The 7164-nt window shown below is 47.0% G+C and carries 7 protein-coding genes; 1 reads left to right on the top strand and 6 read right to left on the bottom strand.

Going from position 1 to position 7164, the window contains the following annotated elements:
* On the bottom strand, positions 1-228 hold a 228-nt coding region (locus tag AKL11_RS25530; RefSeq protein ID WP_172807229.1), incomplete at its 3' end, for a hypothetical protein.
* A 479-nt stretch (positions 229-707) separates the two neighbouring features.
* Here AKL11_RS25530 and AKL11_RS03150 point away from each other — a divergent pair.
* On the top strand, positions 708-1676 hold the full coding sequence (locus AKL11_RS03150; protein WP_157673385.1) for a DUF481 domain-containing protein: 969 nt from the start codon (positions 708-710) through the stop codon (positions 1674-1676).
* Here AKL11_RS03150 and AKL11_RS03145 read toward each other — a convergent pair.
* The 5 genes from AKL11_RS03145 to AKL11_RS03125 form a co-directional block, all read right to left on the bottom strand.
* A complete protein-coding gene (locus tag AKL11_RS03145) occupies positions 1664-1999 on the bottom strand; it encodes a hypothetical protein (RefSeq protein ID WP_067515140.1) in 336 nt (111 codons plus the stop codon). The genes AKL11_RS03150 and AKL11_RS03145 overlap by 13 nt on opposite strands.
* Positions 2000-2058: 59 nt before the next feature.
* Positions 2059-2547 (bottom strand): hypothetical protein, encoded by a 489-nt coding sequence (locus AKL11_RS03140; RefSeq protein ID WP_067515139.1) that lies wholly within the window; start codon positions 2545-2547, stop codon positions 2059-2061.
* 3 nt (positions 2548-2550) lie between these two features.
* On the bottom strand, positions 2551-2799 hold the full coding sequence (locus AKL11_RS03135) for a GDCCVxC domain-containing (seleno)protein (protein ID WP_067515138.1): 249 nt from the start codon (positions 2797-2799) through the stop codon (positions 2551-2553).
* A 732-nt stretch (positions 2800-3531) separates the two neighbouring features.
* Complete coding sequence (gene pta / locus AKL11_RS03130; RefSeq protein WP_067515137.1) at positions 3532-5622, bottom strand: phosphate acetyltransferase; 2091 nt, start codon at positions 5620-5622, stop codon at positions 3532-3534.
* A gap of 123 nt (positions 5623-5745) precedes the next feature.
* Positions 5746-6936: an acetate kinase gene (locus AKL11_RS03125; RefSeq protein ID WP_067515371.1), complete on the bottom strand. Its 1191-nt coding sequence runs from the start codon at positions 6934-6936 to the stop codon at positions 5746-5748.
* Positions 6937-7164 lie beyond the last annotated feature (228 nt).

The raw sequence follows: 7164 nt of genomic DNA, 5'->3' as shown, positions 1-7164 counted from the left end.
GTTTGAAAGTGCAGAAGTTAATTCGTCATGTATGATGCTTTGTGCATATTTAGATGATGCAGCATTGCTCTGATGGGCTTTATCTTTTTCTGTTGAAATGTATGCTTTAGCTGTTCGATCATTATATTTTGCAATAGGTGTTCTTTTAATATTAAAAGCGTTCTCAAGCTCTTTTAGAAAAAGCTCTGCATTCGATTGCTGAGATGACTCAATTTTGTCCTTGCTCATTATTTTTTCCTTTGAATTTCCTGTAGGCGACTACTATCTGGGTGATTACGGATAAACCTTCTAATATCAGTGAGTTACTATAAATAAAGTACTCAATCTATTGATAATAGTGTGTTAAGTAGTTAACCATTTGCTTTCGAATAAATCACTGACCGACCAGTAAGCATTACTGACATTGTGACTGCTTGAGTTAACAGTACATCGAGGCAAACACAATTAGCCATAACCTCTCTATAACTATTGCAGCACAGGTCATCAGCTGAATTAATATTCAATCGGTCAGGATTTTTCGATTACATTTGATCAACTACTTATAGACGCTGGTGGGTGGTTAGATCAAAAATTTGACTGACTGGGTCTGATAAAATTGAACACTTCCAATTTCGAAGGTGGGCTGACAGTTGTTTTTTATAACTAAAAGGCTACATGCCAAGAGATATCGATATCGGCTGGCTTCTACGTTACTGCTGTTCTTCCTGTTGAGTAGTAACGCTGGGGCTGACACGGTCTGGATGAACAATGGTGATGTACTCTCAGGCGAAATTACAAAGCTGGAAGTCGGAAAGCTCAGCCTGAAAACCAAGTATGCAGGCACTGTTTTGCTTGACTTAAAATACGTCACCTCGATGGATGCTGATCGACAATTATGGGTGAGTTTGGTCGGTGAAAAGCAGGCCAGCCTTCGAAACTTGAAAGGTTTGACGCCGGGTGTGGTCGTTATCGATGGTGATGGTCGTGAACGATCCTTTTCCAGTGTGTGGCCAGTAGCGGGTATTCATGTTGAAAAACCGGCACTGGCGGATAGCTGGCAGTTGAAAGGCAATCTGGTTGCTTCATTAGACAGTAAGTCCGGCAATGATGAAAAATCCCTGGTGGGTGTCGAAGGGCAGGTTCATATTGATGATCAGTGGAATAAGAATGCCGTCTACTGGGATTTAGATCTGGAAAACGACGAAGGTGTGAAAAGCTCAGAATGGAAACTTGGCTACTCATACAGTCGTTATCTGACCGAACACTGGTTTGTTCAGGGTGCGGCTGAGCAGGAGTACGATTCTGAAGAAGATTTACAAACCCGAACGTCTCTTGGTGGCACGCTGGGTTATCGGTTTTGGGAAACGTCCCAGAAAACACTGAGAACCAGTGGTGGTATCAGCCGGCTCTGGGAAGATTATCAGTCCTCTCCTTCCCAGAAAGACTACGCCCTGACCTGGGTGTTTAACTATCGCACGCCGTTGTTTCGACGCTGGGATTACTTTGCGAATAGCCGAACCTTTTTTCGCTTGAATCAGTCCACGGTACTGGTCAATGTAACTCAGGGCATTAAGGTGGGCTTAACAGAGCATATTACCTGGAATCTGACGCATATGTTGGATTACGACAGTGATCCGGCAGAAGAATCAAAAAAGGTTGATAACCGGGTGAAGATGGGCGTGGGCTACCAGTGGTAAGGACCGGTGCGTTTCATATTGGTGCAGATGGGTAAACGACCACGTCTTATCATAAAAGGGCGGCTCTTGAGGAGGTAGCGACGGAAAGGGAAATCGTCCACATCGTTATCAAGGGAAAAGTCGGTCAGATCTGGTGAGAGGTCTGGTGAAAGGTCTGGTGAAAGGTCTGGTGAAAATAGTGGTGTATTATCGTTTTTCTCTGCCTGAAAAGTGCGCATGGTGTTTTCCAGCCAATTTGCTGCTCGATAGAGCAGGGAGTTTCGGCTAAGGGTATCCGGGTCTTGATTGTCCAGAGAGTAAATCAGGGTTTTTCTGACTTTCATTACCTTCAACACACCTGTTAATAAACACATAATTTATTAACGGCACTGTAAGGTATTGATTAAGAAGAACCCGATGACTTGCGCTCTCGCAGACGCTCGCGCATGGGTTTGTAGTTTGCCAGCTCAAAGCGATACCAGCCAATCTGCGGGTCTGGTTCAGCGCCCATCAAATGGCAATAGAATCGAAGGAGTTTTTGGGAGGAAAGGGCGCTGTCTTTTAAGGCAGGAAGTGCATTTGGCTTGCCTCGCATGAATTTGATTTCAGGGATGTCGTAGATCAGTCGCTCAGAAAACCAAATGAACGGTTCAAAACTGTTTTTCAGACCTTTGGCGGAATCATCCAGACGACGGTATATCACCATGATGATCGTATCGCCTTCTACTCGGTAGACAATTTCAAACCCGTTATATTCAAAGCTGGCACCCAGAAGAAGCGAGGTGCTGCCCATGTAATAGGCAGACACTTCATACCCCAAACTCCTTAAGAAAAGCGTTACTGGATCATCTTCAGGATACGGTTTCTTCTCTCTGGGTTCCGTTTTTTTCATTCATTAACCAGCACTTTGAGCGGTAACAGCCATCGGTGAGTAAGCTTTCTTATCTCTCTGAGAGGTAGGGCACTGCTGGTTGCCATGGGAACAAAACACACAGCAGTCGCCCTGTTGGGGCGTAATCAGTTTTTGGCAGTTTCTGCATTCATAAAGATACACGCAGGCATCCTGAGGCATAGTTTCGATCGCATGATGCATGCAGTCAGGACAGGTGAGGATGGATGTTGAGGGTGAAGTGGTTGTTGTCATTTACAGTCTCCTGGTGCTTCCCTGCACCGTCTATTTTCTTTTGATATGGGCATAGGAAAGAGTTATCGGCAAAATTAGAAATATTGTAATTTTAGAGTTATTTTAGCGATCGATTGTTAAGGTTTAGAGACTGTACTTGATTGAGTGTGAGTTTGTGTACTGTCCTTAAATGTGTGTGTCGTGTGTTATGATGAGCATATGATTTAATACATAGAGGACATTTGAATGGTTTGTAGAATTGTGATGAATGCCTGTTTAGTATATGTTTTTGAAGGACGTCATTAGTTGTAAAAGAATAAGGGCAGTATTCGCATTTATTCATTTTGGGTTGTTTCAGGGAGTATTTATGGGCTTTTGTTTCATGACTTCGAGAACAATCCTTTTTTGGTAATAAAACAATGCTTTTTTGAAACTCTCTATTTTGTGTTGAGAGGTATTCAGTATTTGACTCATTTGTGCAAGCTTTGCTGGAGCTTCGTGGCACATTAGTAAAATTTACCTTTTGTAAGGCTCTGCCTTTTCTGTCAGATAAGCTTATTAAAGATTCATCTATTGTCGCTTGGAGGGTATGTTGATTGTGGCTTGAAGCAATCGACACTTTTTTACTTGAGAATATTGTATTGGGTTTTTCTTTTATTTTCGGAGATTTCCGTTCGAAAATAGGAAATAGAGCTTTTTTTTCTATCATCAGCTTACCGTTATAAGGAAGCGGGCAAAAGCCCGCTCTTTTGTTTAATCGTTCTCAGCCTGAATCGCCGTTAGAGCGATGGTGTAAACAATGTCATCAACCAGTGCGCCACGGGAAAGGTCGTTTACAGGCTTGTTTAAACCTTGCAGCATCGGACCAACACTGATCACGTCTGCACTGCGCTGAACGGCCTTATAAGTGGTGTTACCCGTGTTCAGGTCAGGGAAGATAAACACAGTGGCACGACCAGCAACGGTACTGCCTGGGGCTTTGCTCAGAGCTACGGATTCAACAGAAGCTGCGTCGTACTGCAGAGGTCCGTCAATCACCAGATCAGGACGTTTGGCCCTAACAATCTCGGTCGCTTCACGAACTCTCTCTACATCGGCACCAATACCGGAAGAGCCTGTGCTGTAACTGATCATGGCAACCCGAGGCTCAATGCCAAAGGAAATAGCAGAGTCAGCACTTTGAATCGCGATGTTAGCCAGCTGTTCAGCATCCGGATTCGGGTTAACGGCACAGTCACCGTAGACCAGAACCTGATCAGGCAGCAGCATAAAGAAAATAGACGACACAAGACCGCCAGCTTCTGGCTTGGTTTTTACCAGCTGGAATGCAGGGCGGATGGTATTGGCGGTGGTGTGAACGGCGCCGGATACCAGACCATCGACTTCTTTCATGGCCAGCATCATGGTGCCGAGCACTACAGTGTCTTCCAGCTGAGCTTCTGCCATGGGGGCAGTCAGGCCTTTGCCTTTACGCAGTTCAACCATCGGCTCAACATAACGACCACGAACACTTTCTGGCTCCATGATCACCAAACCGTCTGGCAGCGTGATGCCATTGTCTTTCGCTACCTGTTCGATCACAGAGCGCTGCCCCAACAGAATGCACTGAGCAATACCACGTTCTTGACAGATTACAGCCGCCTGAATAGTACGTGGTTCATCACCTTCTGGTAGAACAATACGCTTGTTGGCTTTCTGTGCTCTTTTCACGAGCTGATAGCGGAATGCTGGTGGAGACAGACGACGCTCGGCCAGAGAAGAGCACTGCTGCTTGAACCATCCGGTGTTCAGATTTGCAGCAATCGTATCCATAACAACTTCCACACGAGCGGTGTCGTCAATGGGTAGTTCGTCATGACGGCGATCTAACAATGTTGCTGTTTTGTATGAATCACTTTCAGTGATCATCACTGGCAGACCAGTGCTGATGGCTTTGCTGCACAGTTCCATGATCGCATCAGAAGGACGAATACCACTGGTCAGCAACAGGCCCGCCAACGGCACGCCATTCAGAGCGGCCATACAAGTGGCAAGAATAATGTCATCACGATCACCCGGAGTAATCAGCAGATTGCCTGGCTTCAAGTGGTGAATCATGTTGGTCGGTGTTCTGGCACTCAGCGTATAGGAGGTCACACGACGGGTTTCAATTTCACCGGCGTGCATCACTTCTGCTTTTAAGTGCTGGGCGATATCCAGCGTTCTTGGGGATGCCAGATTTGTATCGAAAGGAATGTAACCCAGGGGCTGGAATGGCTTGCGGGCAAATTCTGGTAAGCTCTGGAAATGCCCTTCGGTATTCATTCGCTCAGCCACTTCAGGCGGAACTTTATTCAGAACATAACCAATGACATTAGGGTTTTTGATGCCACCAAAGCTATCAGCGGCAATTTCCAGTTTGTCGGCCAAATCCGCCATGGAATCGCTGCCAGGCTCGGACACCAGAATGATTTCAGCATTGATTGTTTTGGCGATATTGCTGTTCAGGCGGTTGGCGTATGGCATGTCACGGGTTGGCACCAGACCTTCCACCACCATAACGTCGCAATCTTCAGACGCTTGCTGGAACAGGGCAACGATTTCTTCCATCAGGACATCGCCCTTGTTGTCACCCAGCAGGTCTTCTGCGCGGTGGGAAGAAATTGGTGTCGGTGGTTCGTGGTCCATGATGCGCTGAACCAGTTTGGTGGAGCGTTCCGGGCCGGTATCGCCAACATGGATTTGAGCGATTGGCTTAAAGAATTTGACTCGCAGGCCCAGACTGTCGAGGGCACGAACCAGTCCGAGAGTAACGGAAGTCAGGCCAGCACCGTAGCGGGTAGGAGCCAGAAAAAATGTGCGCATTAGAAAATCCTTCTCATAAAAGACTTCTTATAAAAGAACAGGAGGTTTATAAAAGAACAGGAGGTTAAATAACCTCCTGTTCTTTTAGATCATCAAACTACAGAAAAGTTTAGTCGGCGATCATTATCCGACAATCAAAGTTTCTGTATCGCGGGCAATCATTAGTTCTTCGTTAGTAGCGACAACCATGGCAACGGTAGCGCCTTCTTTGGTGATGACGCCGCTCTTGCCACGGAAGGTTTCATCGTTGGTTTTTTCGTCAACGTCGAAGCCAAAGATGGACAGACGATTCAGCACATTCTTACGGATAGTACTGGAGTTTTCACCGATACCACCGGTGAAGACCAGTGCGTCGATGCGACCCATTTCAGCAGCGAAGCCAGCCAGTTTCTTGGCCAGAACGTTGCAGAAAACGTCCAGAGTCAGCTGAGCGCGTTCGTTGCCTTCAGCAGCAGCGTCTTCGATCACGCGGCAGTCGTTGTCCATTTCGGACAGACCCAGCAGGCCGGACTTCTTGTTCAGGATATCAGTGATTTCATCCAGAGAGTAACCCAGCTGCTTGTTCAGGAAGCTGAATACGTTCGGGTCGATATCGCCGGAACGAGTACCCATGACCAGACCTTCCAGAGGCGTCAGACCCATGGTGGTGTCAACGGATTTGCCGTTCTTGATGGCACAGGCGCTGGCGCCGTTGCCCAGGTGAGCCACCAGAATGGCGCTGTTGTCGTAATCCAGACCCAGCATATCAGCAGCGGTTTTGCTCACATAGCGGTAGCTGGTACCGTGCATGCCGTAACGACGCAGGCCGTGTTCTTTGTACAGGCTGTAAGGCACAGCGTACAGGTAGCTTTCAGCAGGCATGGTCTGGTGGAAAGCGGTGTCAAAAACAGCAGATTGTGGCAGACCCGGGAAGTACTTCATGCACGCCTTGATGCCCAGAATGTGAGCAGGGTTGTGCAGAGGTGCCAGATGGCTGCAGTCTTCGATGCCTTGCAGTACTTCGTCGGTGATCAGGGTAGAAGCGGTGAACTTCTCACCACCGTGAACGACACGATGACCAACGGCTTCAATAGAATCCATCAGGTTGTTGTCACGCAGAACGCCAACCAGTGCTTCGATGGCGCCTTCATGGCCAGCAGCACCGAGTTGCTGGGTTTGCTTCTCACCGTTGATTTTGCAGGTGATAAAAGCTTCATTACCCACGAGGCGCTCGGCGATGCCGCTGATGCTTTCCTCTTCGGTTTTCGGGTTGATAACTGCAAACTTCAGGGAAGAACTGCCACAGTTAATAACCAGAACGCTGTCTTTGCTCATAGAAATGCTTTCCAGTGAATTCAGTGAAAAAGGTGTACTAATGAAATTGACCGCGCAGTTCACGATAAATTCCTGATGAATGGAATTATCAAACCCGCCATATGCTACGGCCTGAACCGATCGCTATGAAGCGTCACGGCATTAAATAAAGAAACGGTATGGAAACCATTATAACCATTGACCTGCGTCATTGGACTGCGTATTGATGCGTATATGCAGTATAGAGAT

The sequence above is a fragment of the Endozoicomonas ascidiicola genome, assembly GCF_001646945.1.
GTDB classification, from domain to species: domain Bacteria; phylum Pseudomonadota; class Gammaproteobacteria; order Pseudomonadales; family Endozoicomonadaceae; genus Endozoicomonas; species Endozoicomonas ascidiicola.
The sequence above is the reverse complement of the archived record's forward strand: the minus strand, read 5'-3'. Positions and strand labels throughout refer to the sequence as shown.